This window comes from Pseudomonas cannabina, assembly GCF_900100365.1.
Classification (GTDB): domain Bacteria; phylum Pseudomonadota; class Gammaproteobacteria; order Pseudomonadales; family Pseudomonadaceae; genus Aquipseudomonas; species Aquipseudomonas cannabina.
The window spans coordinates 2,561,578-2,579,984 of sequence record NZ_FNKU01000001.1; the positions used below are offsets into that span (position 1 = coordinate 2,561,578).

An 18,407-nucleotide genomic window follows, 5' to 3' on the forward strand; every position below is an offset into this window, starting at 1 on the left:
AACCCAGCTGTTGCCCCCAGATAAATCAAGGCCTCCAGAGCGTTGCAGGGACGAAAAATCGAATAAATCAGCGCCTCCCTAGGCCGGTGTGGATTCTGGCAATCAGTTGGGTTGCCAGCAGCGAATGGCCGCCCAGCTCGAAAAAGTCATCGCTCAGCCCGACCCGCTGGACTTTCAGCACATCGGCCCAGATTGCCGCCATCTGCCGTTCCTGTTCGGTGGACGGCGCGACGTACTGGCGCTGCAATTGAGTGGCGTCCGGTGCGGGCAGCGCCCGGCGATCCAGCTTGCCATTGGCGGTCAGCGGCATGCTGTCCAGCACGATGAAGAGCGTCGGCACCATGTAATCCGGCAGAGATTCTTTGAGGTGGGCTTTCAGCACCTCACGCAGGTGATCGCTGCCCTGTTCAGCCACCAGATACGCCGCCAGTTGCTTGCCGGACGGGCCGTCAACGTCGATGACCACCGCTTCCTGAACGCTGTCGTGCTCCAGCAGGCAGGCTTCGATTTCACCCAGTTCGATGCGCAAGCCACGAATCTTCACTTGATGGTCGATGCGCCCGGCATATTCGATAACGCCCTCGTCGCGATAACGCGCCAGGTCGCCGGTGCGATACAAACGTCCACCCTGCTCGTCGAACGGATCGGGCACAAACCGCTCGGCTGTCAGCGCCGCACGGTTGTGATAACCCCGCGCCAATCCGATACCGCCCAAGTACAGCTCTGCCGCCACGCCTTGCGCAGCGGGCAGCAAACCGTCGTCGAGGATGTGGGTTTTCAGGTTATCGATGGGCCGACCAATCGGCACGCTGAGTACGTCGTCCGTGGTGCAGGTCCAGTGGGTGACGTCGATAGCGGCTTCGGTTGGGCCGTACAGATTGAACAAGCCCGCTTGCGGCAGGCGTTTGAGCACTTGGCCAGCCAGTTCGGCAGGCAGTGCTTCACCGCTGCACACCACACGGCGCAGGCTGTTACAGCTTTCTACCTGCGGGTGAGTCATAAACGCCTGCAGCATCGACGGCACAAAATGCAAGGTCGTGACCTGATGCTGGCGAATGGTCTGCACCAACCGCTCGGGGTCGCGATGATCGCCCGGCAGCGCCACCGCCAAACGTGCGCCAGTCATGAGCGGCCAGAAGAACTCCCAGACCGACACGTCGAAACTGAACGGGGTTTTCTGCAACACCGTGTCAGTGCCATCCAGCGCGTAGGCCTTTTGCATCCAGTGCAAACGGTTGACCAGGGCGCGATGGCTATTGCCCGCGCCCTTGGGCTTGCCGGTCGAGCCGGAGGTGTAAATCACGTAGGCCAGATTCTGCGGATGACTCAGGTTGACCGGGTTGGCCGTGCTGTAACCTTCAAGCCAATCGCCATCCTGATCCAGGCACAGACTCTGCACTTGAACCGGCAGGCGCTCCAGCAGTGCGCTTTGGGTCAGCAGCAAACCAATCTTGCTGTCCTGCATCATGTACGCCAGCCGATCCTCGGGGTAATCCGGGTCCAGCGGCACGTAAGCGCCACCGGCCTTGATGATCGCCAGCAGGCCGATGACCAGTTCCAGGCTGCGCTCGACACAGATGCCCACCAGCACGTCCGGCCCGACGCCCGCTTCACGCAAGCGATGCGCAAGCTGATTGGCGCGGGCATTGAGTTGCGCGTAGCTCAGTTGTTCAGCCGCAAAAATCAGCGCCGGGGCGTCAGGCGTGACCGATACCTGGGCTTCGATCAGGCTGTGCAGGCAAAGCTCGCTCGGGAATTGCGCAATCGTGGCGTTCCAGTCACGCACGATCTGCTGCTGTTCGGCAGCGTCAAGCATCGGCACGTCAGCGATGCGCTGGCTGGCATTGGCGCAGATGGCCTGCAACAACGCGAGCCAGTGCCCGGCCATGCGCTCAATGGTGCTGCGCTCGAACAGCGCGGTGGCGTAGGTCAGGCCTGCGCTGAGGCCGCCGTCCTGTTCGGCGGTGTTCAGGGTCAGGTCGAACTGCGCCGGGTAGCTCTCGGACATCAGCGCTTGGACCTGCAATCCGGGCAACGCACGCACCTCGGCGCTGACCTGGCTCTGGTGGTTGAACATCACCTGAAACAGCGGGCTGTGGCTGAGGCTGCGCTGTGGCTGCAAGGCTTCGACCAGTTGCTCGAACGGCAGCTCCTGATGAGCCTGGGCTTGCAGCGCGGTGTGTTTGACCTGTTGCAGCAGCTCGCTGAAGGTTGTGTGCAAGTCAAACTCGGCACGCAGCACCTGGGTGTTGACGAAAAAGCCGATCAAACCTTCGGTTTCCGCGCGGGTGCGGTTGGCAATCGGCACGCCGACACGAATGTCCGGCTGGCCGCTGTGGCGATGCAGCAAAGTCTGGAACGACGCCAGCAACAGCATGAACAGTGTGACGCCCTGTTGCCGCGCGAGCTGTTTCAAGTCATCGATCAACGCGGGCGCAAGCTCCAGCGCCAATCGCGCACCGGCATGGCTTTGCACAACAGGGCGCGGATGATCGGCAGGCAGCTCAAGAATCGGCTGCTGGTCGCCCAGTTGCTGCCTCCAGTACGCCAGTTGCCGCGCCTGCTCACCGACGTCCATCCAGCTGCGTTGCCACAGCGCGTAGTCGGCATACTGCATGTCCAATTCAGCGAGCAGCACCTCGCGGCCCTGGCTGTAGCCTTCGTACAGGCGCACCAGTTCATCGACCATGATCGGCATCGACCAGCCATCGGAGACGATGTGGTGCTGAGTCAGAATCAACACATGTTCATCGGCGGCCAGGTGCAACAGACGAACCCGCAGCAGCGGACCCTGTTCCAGATCGAACGGGCGCTGCACTTCCTGCTCCACGCAGGCTTCAAGGGTCTGACCGGCGGGCACGGTTTCGACCGTCAGGGTCAAGGCGCGTGGCGCATGGATAATCTGCACCGCCTGTTCGCCCTGCTGGCGGAAGGTGGTGCGCAGGGTTTCGTGACGGGCGATCAGCGCGCTGAAGCTGTGCTCCAGCGCCGCAATGTCCAGCGAACCACGCAGGCGCAGGGCCGCAGGAATCGTGTAAGCCGTGCTTTCAGGGTCAAGCTGCCAGAGGAACCATTGACGCTGTTGCGCGTAAGACAAGCCCAACGGCTGAGTACGGTCGGCCTTGATGAAGCGTGGCGCGTTATTGCCCTGCCCTGCGCCCGCCGCGTGGGCAAAGGCTGCCAGATCACGCGTTTCAAAAAGGTCGCGTAACGACAGCTCGACGTCCAGTTGCTGCCGAATACGCGAGATCACCTGCGTGGCCAGCAGCGAATGGCCGCCGAGTTCGAAGAAGTTGTCGCTGCGGCCGACCTGCTCGATTTTCAACACATCGGCCCAGATCGCCGCCAGTTGCTGCTCCAGCTCGCCCTGCGGCGCTATGTAGACCGCCTGCAACTGGCTGGCATCCGGCGCGGGCAGCGCCTTGCGGTCCAGCTTGCCATTGGCGGTCAGTGGCAGCTTGTCGAGAATGATGAAATGGGTCGGCACCATGTAATCCGGTAGATGGGCGCGAAGCTCGACTTTCAGGGTTTCACGCAGCGTTTGCTGATCCTGAGCAGGATCGTTCGGCAGCAGATACGCCGCCAGTTGCCCTTCGATAGCCAGCACGACCACTTCGCGCACAGCCGAATACGCTTGCAGCCGCGCTTCGATTTCGCCCAGCTCGATACGGAAACCACGGATTTTCACTTGATGGTCGATACGCCCGGCGTATTCGATCACTCCCGCAGTTTTATAGCGGGCCAGATCCCCGGTGCGGTACAGGCGACCGCCGTCATTGGAGAACGGGTCCGGTACAAAGCGCTCGGCAGTCAACGCCGCACGATTGTGATAACCCCGCGCCAGACCGGCATGGCCGATGTGCAGTTCGCCGCTGCAACCCTGGGCGACCGGGTTGAAATCGGCGTCCAGCACGTACCACGACAGGTCCGGGATTGCCTCGCCAATCGGGCTGGCCGGGTTTTGCGTGTCGGCCTCGGTGATTGGCCGGTAAGTGACATGCACTGTGGTTTCGGTGATGCCGTACATGTTGATCAGTTGCGGCGTTTGGTCGCCGAAACGTGCAAACCACGGCTTCAGGCTGGCAACGTCCAGCGCTTCGCCGCCGAAGATGACTTTTTGTAACGACATGTGCACGGGCGAATCACAGGCCACTCGCATCAACTGCTTGAACGCCGATGGCGTCTGGTTGAGCACCGTGACCTGCTGCTCAACCAGCAGCGCATGGAAATCTTCCGGCGAACGGGTCACGTCGCGAGGCACGATTACCAATCGGCCGCCGTGCAGCAGCGCGCCAAAAATCTCCCAGACCGAGAAGTCGAAGGCGAACGAATGGAACAGCGTCCAGACATCTTTTTCGTCGAACTTGAACCCGTTATCCGTGGCAGCAAACAGACGCATCAGGTTGTGATGAGCGAGCAAGGTGCCTTTGGGTTTGCCGGTCGAACCCGAGGTGTAGATGACGTAGGCCAGATTGTCTGGCGCAGTCTGGTTGATCGGGTTTTCGGTGCTGTAACCGTCCAGCGCATCCGCCAGATTCAGGGTTTGAACGTGCGCAGGAATCGGCAGTTGGTCCAACAAATGCGCCTGCGTCAGCAACAGCTCGATAGCGCTGTCCTGCATCAGAAAGCTCAGGCGATCCTGCGGGTAATCCGGGTCCAGTGGCACGTATGCGCCCCCGGCCTTGAGGATCGACAGCATGCCCACGATCATCTCCAGACTGCGCTCAGCCGCCAGCCCCACGCGAACATCCGGGCCAACGCCCTGCTTGCGCAGTTTGTGGGCCAACTGGTTGGCGCGGCTGTTGAGCTGCTGATAGCTCAATTGCTCGGCACCCAAGCTCAGGGCGATGGCCTGCGGGGCGCGTTCTGCCTGGGTTTCGATGCGTTGATGGGCGCACTGCTCAGTCGGGTAAACCGCCAGATCCTGGTTCCAGTCGCGCAGGGTATTTTGCCGCTCTTCAACGCTCAGCAATGGCAAGTCGGCGATGCGCTGGTTGACGTCGCGGTACATGCCGGTCAGCAGGTTGCGCCAATGCCCGGCCATGCGCTCGATGGTCGCGGCGTCGAACAGGTCGGTGGCGTAGGTCAACGAAGCGGCCAAGCCGTTCGGGCGTTCGCAGGTATCCAGGGTCAGGTCGAACTGCGCGGTGTGCTTGTCGGACACCTGATAGTCCAGGCGCAGACCGGCCAGTTCGCGGGCCTCGTTGTGGCCTTCGCTTTGGTGGTTGTAGGCCACCTGAAACAGCGGGCTGCGGCTCAGGTCGCGCTGCGGTTGCAGGGCTTCGACCAGTTGTTCGAACGGCAGGTCCTGATGAGCCTGGGCCTGCACGGCAGTGTGTTTGATCTGTTGCAGCAGCTCGGTCACAGTGGTCTGCGCGCCGAACTCGGCCTTGAGCACCTGGGTGTTAACGAAGAAGCCGATCAGCCCTTGGGTTTCGCTGCGGGTGCGGTTGGCGACAGGCACGCCAACGCGTATGTCGGCCTGGCCGCTGTAGCGGTGCAGCAAGGTTTGCAACGACGCCAGCAAGAGCATGAACAGGGTGATGCCCTGCTGCCGCGCCAGTGCCTTGAGGCTGTTCAGCAGCGCGGCGTCCAGTTCGACATTCAGTCGCGCTCCGTCGTAGCTGCGCAGCGCCGGGCGTGGTCGATCGGTGGGCAGTTGCAGAATCGGCTGCTGATCGCCCAGTTGCTGCGTCCAGTAAGCCAGTTGGCGTTCCTGCTCACCCATTTCCAGCCAGTTGCGCTGCCAGATCGCGTAGTCGGCGTACTGGATCGGCAACGGCGCCAGTTCGGCCTCTCGGCCCAGCGTGGCGGCCTGATAGCACTGCATCAGCTCGTCGACCATGATCGGCATCGACCAGCCATCGGAGACGATGTGGTGCTGGGTCAGCACCAGCACGTGCTCCTGTTCGCTCAGTTTGAGCAGCCTGACCCGCAACAGCGGCCCGTGTTGCAGATCGAAGGGCTGTTGCACCTCCTGATCGACATAACGCTCGACCGTTTCGCCAGTCGCCAGTTGATCAACGTTGAGCGCAAAAGGCGACGCCGGATGCACCACCTGCAACGCCTCATCACCCTGCTGCTCGAAGGTGGTGCGCAGGGTTTCGTGGCGCTCGATCAGGTGTTCGATGCTGCGCCGTAGCGCCTTGACATCCAGCGCACCATGCAGGCGCAACGCCAGTGGAATGTTGTAGGCCGCGCTGTGCGGCTCCAGTTGCCAGATGATCCATTGCCGCTGCTGCGCATACGAGAGCGCAGACGGTGCCAGCGTCTCTCGTCTGGCAATCGGCGTGACCCCGTAGAGATTCACCCCCTGGCGCTTGAGCAGGATCGCCAGCGCCTTGCGTTCACGGGCGGACAGCGATTTAACGGAGTCAAGCAACTGTTGCACTGGGGTCTCTCCTGCTAAGCGATCAAATTATCAATTTCCTCCGCTGATAAACGTTTGAGTGCCTCCAGTGATTTAGTCAATTCGTCCAGTGCATGGTCACTTTCGCCATTTTTTTCTTGCAGCGTGGCGCAGAAGTCCGCCAGCACCGGCTGCTCGAACAGGTCCTTGAGGCCGACCTCGCGCTGCAACTGCTCGCGGACCCGCACCAGCATCTGCACCGCCAGCAGCGAATGCCCACCCAGCTCAAAGAAGTTGCCGCTGCGCCCGACTTGCCCGACCTTGAGCACGTCACTCCAGACCGCCGCCAATTGTTCTTCCAGCTCGCCTTGCGGCGCGACATAGGCCGCCTGCAACTGACCGGCATCCGGCGCTGGCAGCGCCTTGCGGTCCAGTTTGCCGTTGGCCGTCAGCGGCAGCTTGTCGAGGACGATGAAATGGGTCGGCACCATATAATCCGGCAGATGCGCCCGGAGTTCGGCTTTCAGGGTTTCACGTAGCGCTTGCTGATCCTGATCAGGCTGGGCCGGCAGCAGATACGCCGCCAGTTGACCTTCGATAGCCAGCACGACCACTTCGCGCACAGCTGGATGCGCTTGCAGCCGTGCCTCGATTTCGCCCAGTTCGATACGGAAGCCACGGATCTTCACTTGATGATCGATACGACCCGCGTATTCGATCACTCCCGCAGCTTTATAGCGGGCCAGATCCCCGGTGCGGTACAGACGACCGCCGTCGTTGGAGAACGGGTCCGGCACAAAACGCTCGGCAGTCAACGCCGCACGGTTGTGATAACCGCGCGCCAGACCGGCATGGCCGATGTGCAACTCGCCGCTGCAACCCTGAGCGACCGGGTTGAAATCCGCGTCCAGCACGTACCACGACAAATCCGGGATCGCCTCGCCAATCGGGCTGGCCGGGTTTTGCGTGTCGGCCTCGGTTATCGGGCGGTAAGTGACATGCACGGTGGTTTCGGTAATGCCGTACATGTTGATCAGTTGCGCTGCCTGATCGCCGAAACGGTCGAACCACGGCTTCAGGCTGGCCACGTCCAGCGCTTCGCCACCAAAGATGACTTTTTCCAGCGACATCGGCGCAGGCGAATCACACGCCACACGCATCAACTGCTTGAACGCCGACGGCGTCTGGTTGAGCATTGTGACGCGCTGTTCAACCAGCAGCGCATGGAAATCTTCCGGCGAACGGGTCACTTCGCGCGGCACGATCACCAGTCGGCCGCCGTGCAGCAGCGCGCCGAAAATCTCCCACACCGAGAAGTCGAAGGCGAACGAATGGAACAGCGTCCAGACGTCTTTTTCGTCGAACTTGAACCAGTTATCCGTGGCGGCAAACAGGCGCATCAGGTTGTGATGAGCCAGCAAGGTGCCTTTGGGTTTGCCGGTCGAACCCGAGGTGTAGATGACGTAGGCCAGATTGTCTGGCGCAGTCTGGTTGATCGGGTTTTCGGTGCTGTAGCCGTCCAGCGAATCCGCCAGATCCAGCGTCTGCACGTGTGCAGGAATCGGCAACTGACCGAGCAAATGCGCCTGAGTCAGCAACAGTTCGATACCGCTGTCCTGCATCAGAAAGCTCAGGCGATCCTGCGGATAATCCGGGTCCAGCGGCACGTAAGCGCCCCCTGCTTTCAGGATCGCCAGCATCCCCACGATCATCTCCAGACTACGCTCGGCGGCGAGCCCCACGCGAACATCCGGACCGACGCACTGCTCGCACAGTTTGTGGGCCAGCTGGTTGGCGCGGCTGTTGAGCTGTTGATAGCTCAATTGCTCGGTACCGAAACTCAGGGCAATGGCCTGCGGGGTGCGTTCTGCCTGGGTTTCGATGCGTTGATGAGCGCACTGCTCGCTCGGGTAACACTGCACGCTTTGCGTCCAGCCAACTGGCAGGGCCAGTTCGCCGAGACGTGCCGTCGCGCAGGCACTGAGGCTTTGCAGCAGGTGATCGAAATGCGCTGCCAGTTGCAGAATGCCTTCGGCGCTGAAGTGTTGCCGGTCGTAACTGAAGCGTACAGACAGCACGTCGTTGGCCTCGACCACCAGGGTCAGCGGGTAATGTGCCTGTTCCTGATTGCGCAGGTCGCTGAAGGTCAGGCCCTCCGGCGCACGCTGCAAGGCGTCGGACACCGGGTAGTTTTCGAACACCAGAATGTTGTCGAACAGCGCCTCGCCACTGTTGCGCGCCCAGCGCTGGAGGTCATACAGCGGTGTGTGTTCATGCTCGCGCAGGGCGATGTTTTTCGCCTGCACCTGCTGCACCCAGTCGCCGACGGTCTGTTCCGAACGCGGGCTGGCGATCACCGGCAGGGTGTTGATGAACAAGCCCAGTTGCTCCTCGACGCCCGGCAATTCAGCCGGACGCCCGGCCACCGTGGCGCCAAAGGTCACGCTGGACTGGCCGGTGTAGCGTTGCAGCAGCAACAGCCAGGCCGATTGCACCAGCGTATTGAGGGTCACGTGCTGTTCGCGGGCAAACTCGCTCAAGCGGCGGGTGCCGTCGGCATCGATCAACTGGATGTAATCGCCATAGCCCTGCTGATCGGTTGATGTGTTGAAGGCTTGCAGCAAGCGGGTCGGCTCAACCAGTTCAGCCAGTTCTGCGGTCCAGAAGCGCTCGCTGAGGTCGGCGTCCTGATCCTGCAGCCACTGGATGTAATCGCGGTAACGTCCCGCCTGTTTCGTCGGCGCCTGACCGCTGTAGCGTTGCAGCACTTCACCCAGCAGCCGCGAACTGCTCCAGCCGTCCATCAGAATATGGTGGCTGGTGTAGATCAATTGCCAGCGGTCATCGTCAGTGCGCACTACCGCAAGGCGCAACAGCGGCCCCCGCGCCAGATCGAAACCCTGCCGACGGTCGGCCTGCGCCCAGTCATCCAGCCAGCTTTGCGGCTTGCCCCGCGCCTCCAGTTCGACAAATGGCAGCATGACCTGACGCTGCACCACCTGCAGCGACTGCTCGCTCTGGCTGACAAAACAGCTGCGCAGCACCTCATGGTTGTCGATCGCTGATTGCCAGGCTTGCTGGAAACGCGGCACATCCAGCCCGCTGATATCCACCCGCATCTGGTTGATGTAGTTGCCCGCGCCCGCGTCGAACAGCGAGTGAAACAGCATGCCCTGCTGCATCGGCGACAGCGGGTAAATGTCTTCGATCTCACCGGCCGCAATCGGCAGCGCGTCGAGTTGCGCCTGAGTGAGATGCGCCAGCGGGAAGTCCGATGGCGTGACGCCCTGATGCCCGGCGATGCAGTGTTCGATCAACGTGGTCAGCGCCTGCTCGTAGCGACGCGCCAGGGTGTCGATGGTCGAGGCCTGGTACACCTCGCGACTGAAGGTCCAGTCCAGTTGCAACTGGCCGTCGAACACCTGACCGTTGAGGCTCAGCCAGTTGCCCAGCGGGCCGTCCTCGCACAGCGCAACGCCAACGCTGTCAGCGCTTGGCACCAACAGTGCGCCTTGCTGTTCGTTGAAACTGCCGTCGAACTGGCCCAGGTAATTGAAGATGACCCGCGCCTGAGGCAGCGCGGCCAATTGCTGCGCAAACGTCGAGTCAGCCATATGGCGCAATACGCCGTAACCAATGCCTTTGTTCGGCACCGCACGCAACTGTTCCTTGATCCCGCACAGGCTCACACCCGGCGCAATGTGCGGGGTAAGGCGGACCGGGAACAGGCTGCTGAACCAGCCTACCGTGCGGCTGAGATCAGTGTCTTCAAACAGGTCTTCGCGGCCATGCCCTTCCAGCTGGACCAGCACCGACGGCTGCTGGCTCCACTCGCACAGCACTTGCGCCAGCGCGGTCAGCAACAGATCGTTGACCTGCGTGCGGTAAGCGGCAGGCGCGACTTTCAGCAGTTTGTGGGTCAGGTCCTTGCTCAGCCACGACGAGGCATGGGCCGCGTCGCGATTGCGCATCGAGCCGTCAGGTTTGTCGCGTGGCAGTGGCTGATCGGCGCCCTGTAACGCGTGCAGCCAGTAATCACGCTCGGCTGTCAGCTTTTCGCCGGTCGCATACTGTTGCAATTGCTCGGCCCAGCGCTTGAGCGATGTGGTTTTTGGCGCCAGCGTCAGTGGCTGGCCGGCTGCCAGAGCGGCGTAAGCCTGTTGCAGGTCTTCCAGCAGCACCCGCCACGACACACCGTCCACCGCCAAATGATGAATCACCAACAGCAGGCGTTGCTCGCCCTGCGGCAGGTTGACCAGTACCGCACGCAATAGCGGACCGTTTTTCAGGTCAAGACTGCGTTGTGCTTCGTTAGCCAGTTCGGTCAAGCGTTCGGGGCTGTCCAGTTCGTGAACCCAGAGCACTTCGCGGGTGTTCAGCGCGCCAAAGGTAGCTTGCCACTGGCTGTTCTGCTGCGTGAAACCGAGGCGCAGCGCGTCGTGCTGATCGATCAGCGCCGTCAGTGCGGCTTGAAGATGGGCTGCATCCAGCAGTTGCAGAGGCTTGAGCATCAGCGCCTGATTCCAGTGCTGACGCTGGGGGATGTCGAGTTCGAAGAAGCGGGCCTGAATCGGCAACAGCGGTAGCGGACCGCTGACCTGTTCTGCCGCCGCAGCGGGCTTTTTCTCGATCAGTCTGGCCACCGAAGCCAGTTGGCCGATGGTCTGTTTTTCGAACAACTGCTTGGGGCTGAGCTTGATGCCCTGGCGCTTGGCGCGGGCGATGATTTGCAGGCTGAGGATCGAATCGCCGCCTAGCTCGAAGAAGTTGTCGGTGCTGCCGACCTGTTCCAGCTTGAGCACGTCGGCCCAGACGGCAGCGAGCTTTTCCTCGATCTCGCCGACCGGTGCGGTGTAGCGCTGTTTGATCACGCCCGGCTTGGGCAAGGCGCGTTTGTCGAGCTTGCCGTTGGCGGTCAGCGGCAGTTTGTCCAGCAGCAGGATCTGCGCGGGCACCATGTAGTCGGGCAAGCGCGCCGTCAGTTGCTCGCGCAGGCTGTCGACAGTCAGGCTGGCACCGGCTGCCGCCACACAATAGGCCACCAGTTGCAGGCGGGACTCGTCTTCATCGACAGGCAACGCAAGCACGCTGACCTGCGCGACAGAAGGCAGAGCCAGCAGCACCCGCGCCACTTCAGCGGGCTCGACACGATAGCCGCGCACCTTTACCTGATCGTCGGCGCGACCGATGAATTCCAGCAAGCCCTGATGATTGCGCCGCATGCGATCGCCGCTGCGGTAAACGCGGCTGCCATCCTCAGCAAACGGGTCCGGCACGAAGCGCTCGGCGGTCAGCGCTTGCTGTCCGAGGTAGCCCAGCGCGACGCTGTCGCCGCCGATGTACAGCTCGCCTGCGACCTGAGTGGCGACAGGGTTGAGCACGTCATCCAGCACATAAGCGCTGGCCCCCGGCAACGGCGCGCCGACCGGCACCTTAGTGGATAGATATAAACCTTGTGGGAGCGAGCCGGGCGACGCTTCGCTTGCTCGCGAAAGCGGTAGTAGAGCCTCAGCCTTTTGCAAACCTGTGCTGGCCTCTTCGCGAACAAGTTCGCTCCCACAGGAAAGGGTGTCGACTTCAGAGCTGCAATCAGAGCATAGAGTTAAGCCAGGCACCTCATGGGTCAGCACGCCAACCGTCGTTTCGCTGGGGCCATAGTGGTTGATCACCCGGCATACCGGCTTGAGCTGACGGACCTGCTCGACCAGCGCTGGCGGACAGGCTTCGCCGCCGACGATCAGTGCATGCTGCGGCAGCACGTCGGCGGGTTGAGCGGCTTGCAGCAGCGCAGCCAGATGACCCGGCACGATTTTCAGCACGCCGACCTGATGCTCGGCCATGTAGGCCGCAAAGGCATCCGGGTCGAAACCCAGCGATTCGGTCAGCACATGCAGCGTTCGCCCCGAACACAGCGCGCCGAACAACACGGTATGGCCGAGGTCGGCGGCGATGGTCGAGACCAGCGCCATGCTCGCCTCGGGGGCCAGTTGCAACTGCTCGAGCACGCCACGCACGTAACTGGCCAGCGCGCCCTGGCTGACCACTACGCCTTTGGGCTGGCCGGTGGAGCCGGAGGTGTGTATCACATAAGCCGCCGAGTCGACTGACAACTCGGTATCAGGACGGCTGATCGGCAAGTCCTGCCACAGCGCAGGCGTCCAGACCAGGCCGTGACAACCGGCGACGTTCAGCGAAGTCGCTCGCGCATCGCCTGCGGCACACAGCAGCACCTTGGCCTGGGCATTGCTCAGCATCTGTTGCAGGCGCGCATCGGGGGCTTTGACGTCCAGCGGCATGTACACACCACCGGCCTTGAAGATCGCCAGCACCGCCGTCAGCCAGTCCAGCGAACGCTCCATCAATACCGCGACCGGCTGGCCTTCGCTGACACCCAGTCCGATCAAGTGATGGGCCAACTGATTGGCCGCCTGATCCAGTTCCCGGGTGCTCAAGGTGCGGTCCAGGCAACGGGCGGCCAGCGCATCGGGCTGGCGTTCTACCTGCAGGTTCCAGAGTTGCAGCATCTGAGGCGCGGGCTCGCGCACTTCGCGCGGCAGTTCGACCGCCAACGCGCCAAGGCTGAACAACGGCGCATCCGGCGCATTGAGCAGCGTTTTAAACATATCAAGCAGTTCAGGAATGAAGCCCTCGACGGTCGCACGTCGATACAGGTCGCTGGCGTAGGTCATGTCGCCGTGGATCAGCGTGCCTTCGTCGGTAATGTCCAGCGCCAGATCGAAATGCGCACCCTGCTTTTCAAAGGCGTATTCGCTGACCTCCAGCCCCGCCAGCTTGAGGGCGGTTTTCTGTTTGAGAACCACGTTCTGGTTGAACTTGGCCTGGAACAACGGGTTGTGCCCCAGGTTGCGCTCCGGCGCGAGGTGATCGACCAGTTGCTCGAACGGCACGTCCTGATGCGCTTGCGCGCCGAACGAGGTGTCGCGAATCTGCGCCAGCAAATCGAGGTAGCTCAGGCGCTCGTCTATCTGGCAGCGCAGCACTTGAGTGTTGATGAAGAAACCAATCAGCCCTTCGGTTTCTGCGTGGCCACGGTTGGCGTTGGGCACGCCGATACGGATATCGCGTTGCCCGGACTTGCGCGACAGAAACAGCGAGAAACCGGCCAGCACCAGCATGAACAGGCTCATGCCCTGAGTGCGGGCGAACGTATTGAGCTGCTGCGACAGCTCAGCGCCGAAATCGAAGCGCAGGTGCTCGCCCTGAAAGCTTTGCGTGACCGGGCGCGGGAAATCCTGCGCGGCGTCGAGCAACGGTTGTTCGTCGCCCAGTTGGCTGCGCCAGTACTCCAGCTGACGCTCGCCCTCGCCCGCTTCCAGCCAGCTGCGTTGCCAGATCGCATAATCGGCGTATTGCAGCGGCAGCTCCGGCAGCGCAGGGTCGCGACCTTCGCAATACGCCTGATAGCAGTGCACGAACTCCTGAATCATCACGTCCATTGACCAGCCATCGGAGACGATGTGGTGCATGCTCACCACCAGCACATGCTCTTCGCTAGCGAGGCGGAACAGATGCGCGCGCAGCAGCGGGCCTTTATGCAAGTCGAAAGGCTGGCGGGTAAGCGTGGTCACTTGCAGCGCCAGCTCGGCTTCGCGCAGCTCATCGTCAGCCAGCGCGGACAGGTCAATGCTGTCCAGCGCGATGGTCTGGTCGGGCAGCAGCACTTGCAACGCCTGATCGCCATCGGTCTGGAACACCGTGCGTAATACTTCGTGGCGCTCGATCAGGTGATCGAACGCACGCCTTAGCGCTGACTCGTTCAGCGGGCCTTGCAGACGCAAACCGGTGGTCATCTTGTAGGCGTCGCTCAGCGGGTCGAGCTGCCAGAGGAACAGCAGGCGCTGCTGAGCAAACGACAGCGGGATCGCGCTGAAATCATGACGGCTGACCGGCACCGGCAACAGGCTGAAATCCTTGCCGTCCTCGCGCAAGCGGGCGAGGAACTGTTGGCGTTGTTCCAGCGAAAGGCCGACAAAACGTTTCGCGATACGTGCAGCAGTGGTCCCGGTCATGCGCCAAATTCCTCCAGTGAATCCATGAACTGGTCCATGTCGCTCCAGTCGTTATCCGTGGTGTTGTCGGTCAGCAGCGCCACTTCGGCGGCGAGTTCGCCCAGCAGCGGTTTTTCAAAGAGCACGCGCAGCGGCAGGCTGACGCCGAGCCGGGTCTTGATCCGCGCAATGACCTGCGCGGCGAGCAGGGAATGGCCGCCCAGCTCGAAGAAGTGATCGTCCAGCCCGACCTGCTGCGTGTGCAGAACTTCCTGCCAGATGGCGGCGAGGCAGATTTCCACCTCGCTGTGCGGCGCGCGATAACGGGCCTGCAACTGGCTTGAATCCGGCGCAGGCAACACCTTGCGGTCCAGTTTGCCGCTGGGCGTGAGTGGCAGTTCGGCCAACAGCAATAGATGTGTCGGCACCATGTAGTCCGGCAGGTTGGCTTGCAGCTGGCTCTTGATGCGCTGGCGCAGCGCCAGTTGCTCGGCGTCGCTGTTGGCCGCGACCTGCGGCACCACGTAGGCGACCAGTTGCGCACTGCCGGCCAGCGCGACCGCCAGCACCACGGCTTCGCGCACGTCTGAGCATTGCTGCAGGCGCGATTCGATTTCGCCCAGCTCGATGCGGAAACCGCGAATCTTCACCTGATGATCGACCCGGCCAATGTATTCGATGGCGCCATCAGCGCGCAGTCGGGCGCGGTCGCCGGTGCGGTACAGACGTTCCCCGGATGCAAACGGGTCCGCCACAAAACGCTCGGCGCTCAGGCCCGGCTGGGCGTGATAACCCCGCGCCAGACCCGGCCCGCCAATATACAGCTCGCCCACCGCGCCCTGCGGCAGCAGGTTCAGTTGGTCGTCCAGCACGTACAAACGACGCCCCGCCAGGCCTTTGCCGATCGGCACGCCGCGCCACGACACCTGCTCCGGGGTCAGCGCGCTGCAATCGTGGATGCTCGACACCACCGTGGCTTCGGTCGGCCCGTAGGTGTTGAGCAGGCGCACCTGCCCGAGACCGGCCTGCCGCCACAAGCGCAGGCCTTCGACGGCCATCGCCTCGCCGCCGACGTGAATCTGCCGCAGCGCGCCGTAATGCGCAGGCGGGCTGGCCGCGAAATCCTGAACCAGGGTCAGCCAGTAGGCCGCAGGCAGGTCCGCCAGGGTCACGCCATGCTCGATGATGGCGTGGTGAAAGGTGGCGCTGTCCCACAAACGTTCATCACGCAGCACCACGGCCGCGCCACGGCACAGCGGTGGGTAGAACTGCTCGACGAAGCCGTCGAAACTTTGTGTGGCAAATTGCAGCACCCGATCGCCTTCGCGCAGGTCGCTGTAGTCCGCGCCCAGGGTGACGAACTCGGCCAGTGCGCCATGGCCGATCGCCACGCCTTTAGGCCGGCCGGTCGAGCCCGAGGTGTAGATCACGTAGGCCAGATTGGCCGGATCGATATCGACAACCGGGTTTTCTGCGCTGGCTGCTTCGCTGTTCATCTGATCGATGCACAGGCACTGAATGCCAGCCAGTTCAGGCAGCGTCGGCCACTGTTCGCTGTGGGTCAGCAGCAGTTTCAGGCCGCTGTCTTGCAGTACATGGCGCAAACGGTCGCTCGGCGCGCTGAGGTCCAGCGGCACGTAGGCACCGCCTGCCTTGAGCACGGCCAATAGCGCAACGGGCATGTCGAGCGAACGGCCCAGCGCCAAGCCAACCAGCACGTCCGGGCCGACACCCTGCTCGCGCAGTTGCCAGGCCAGGCGGTTGCTGCGCTCGTTCAGTTCGCAATAGGTCAGGCGAGGCGACAGGCCTTCACCGGCGAGGATCAGCGCCAGTGCGCCCGGCGTGCGCTGCACTTGCGCCTCAAACTGGCGATGCGCGGGGGTGGTGGTGTCGGCCTTGACGGCGCTGTCGACATCCAGCAATTGCGTGCGCTCGTCGGCCGACAGCATCGACAGCTCGGCGATGGTTTGCAGCGGGTCAGCGCAGACCGACGTCAGCAGGTTGCGCCAGTGCGCGGCCAAACGAGCGATGGTCGGCTGGTCGAAAATGTCGGTGGCGTAAGTAAAGGCGGCGTTCAGCTGTTCGCCTTCACCGCTGGTAGCGAGCATCAGGTCGCTGGCAGCGGCGTGCGAGCGCTGGGCCAGTGCTTGTTGCTCGGCGGGCAGATTGGCCACGCGCAGGCCGCCGCTCAGCTGTTTATCCAGCAAGTCGGCCACCACCGGTTGGTGATTGAACATTACCTGGAACAGCGGATTGTGGCTTTGGCTACGCTCGGGCTGCAGGGCGTCGATGATGGCGTCGAATGGCAGTTCCTGATGCGCCTGGGCACCGGTCGAGGCATCGCGCACGGTGTGCAGCAGATCGACAAAGCGCGTCTGCGCCGTGACCTCGCTGCGCAGCACCTGGGTGTTGATGAAGCAGCCGATCAGGCCTTCGGTGTCACTGCGCGTGCGGTTGGCGATCAAGCCGCCGACGCGAATGTCGGTCTGCCCGCTGTAGCGATGCAGCAGGCTTTTGAAGGTCGCCAGCAGCACCACGAACAGGGTCACGCCCTGCCGTTGCGCGAGGGCTTTCAGGCTGCGCAGCAGCTCGGGCTCCAGCGCCAGCTCCAGGCGCGCGCCTTCATGGCTGGGCAACGCCGGGTACGGGCGGTCGGTAGGCAGCTCGAGTACCGGATGCTCTTCGCCCAGGTGCTTGCGCCAGTAATCCAACTGGCGCTCCTGTTCGCCAGCCTCCAGCCAGCTGCGTTGCCAGACGGCGTAGTCGCGATACTGCACCAGCAACGGCTGGAAGGGCAGCGGCTTGCCGGCCAAAAGTGCGTCGTAACCGCGCAGCCATTCGTCGATCAGCACGTTCATTGACCAGCCGTCGGTGATCATGTGGTGCAGGTTGAGCAGCAGCAGGTGTTCCTGCTCGGCGAGGCGCAATACCTGCACGGTAAACAGTGGCCCGCGCTGCAAATCGAAGGTCTGCGCCGACTGCTCGGCCATCGCCTGCCGCGCGTTCGCCCAGCGCTGCTCGGGCGGCAGCGAGCTCAGGTCGATCAGGCGAATGTTTACTGGCGCTGGCGGCGCAACACGCTGAAACGCCCGGTCGCCTTCCTGGCCGAAGGTGGTGCGCAGGCTTTCATGACGCTCGACCAGCGCACTGAACGCCCGCTCCAGCAGCGGAAGCTCCAGCGGACCATTCAGGCACACCGACATCGGCAGGTTGTAGGCTGCGCTGTGCGGGTCCAGTTGCCAGAGAAACCACATGCGCTGCTGGGCATAGGACAGCCCGTCGCGCTCGGCCAGCCCTGCGCAGGGGGGAATCGGGAACAGCGCGAAATCCATGTTCTCCTTGTGCATGCCTTCGAGAAACAGGCGACGTTTTTCAAGGGGTAACTCGACAAAACGACGAGCGAGTTTCTGGGCGTGTTCGGGGTTCATGGGTGGAATCCTTGCTGAATGGGGCTGACCGTCAGGCGGGGTCGTATCAACAAGAACGAATTGGCGGGGAAATATTTAGACACCGATTGTGCCTCACGCTCCAGTGGGCTACACCCTGGATCGGACGCAGAGAGTCGCACGATAGTTGAGGTGATCGTTCCGCACGCTCCAGCGTGGGAATGCCTTGGGTGACGCTCTGCGTCACAAAGCGGTTCGTCGATGTCAGTTATATTTGTTCACGGCTCAAGGCACCTTTTCGCCCCTCGGCGAGTCACTTTGATGGGGCCAAAGTGACCAAACCCCTCGGCTCCGTTTCCGGCCCGACTTCGTCGGGTTCCTTCGTCCTGACAACGCCACCGTGATCGAAAAGCATGTTGTGACCGTGGCTACGGACATGACATAACAACCTGCCACATCAACAAATTGTGACGCAGAGCATCCAGAGCGGCATGCCACCGCGGAGCATCGCACGGTAGTTAAAACCTTGTGGGAGCGAACTTGTTCGCGAAAAGGCAGGTACATTCTTCAAAAATGTACCTGCTGAACTACCGTCTTCGCGGACAAGCGAAGCGTCGCCCGGTCCGCTCCCACAAAAGCACAATTACTTGAGTTCTGCAGGAC

2 protein-coding genes and 1 pseudogene are annotated in these 18,407 nt (G+C 62.4%); all 3 read right to left on the reverse strand.

Translation table 11 applies throughout. From position 1 onward, the window contains the following. Nucleotides 1-91: 91 nt before the first annotated feature. A pseudogene (locus tag BLT55_RS11975) lies at nucleotides 92-6,391 on the reverse strand (amino acid adenylation domain-containing protein); the annotation flags it as partial. A 14-nt stretch (nucleotides 6,392-6,405) separates the two neighbouring features. Next, nucleotides 6,406-14,379: a non-ribosomal peptide synthetase gene (locus tag BLT55_RS11980; RefSeq protein WP_054998928.1), complete on the reverse strand. Its 7,974-nt coding sequence runs from the start codon at nucleotides 14,377-14,379 to the stop codon at nucleotides 6,406-6,408. Beyond that, on the reverse strand, nucleotides 14,376-17,786 hold the full coding sequence (locus tag BLT55_RS11985) for a non-ribosomal peptide synthetase (RefSeq protein WP_054998927.1): 3,411 nt from the start codon (nucleotides 17,784-17,786) through the stop codon (nucleotides 14,376-14,378). Before BLT55_RS11985 ends, BLT55_RS11980 begins: the two co-directional genes overlap by 4 nt. Nucleotides 17,787-18,407 lie beyond the last annotated feature (621 nt).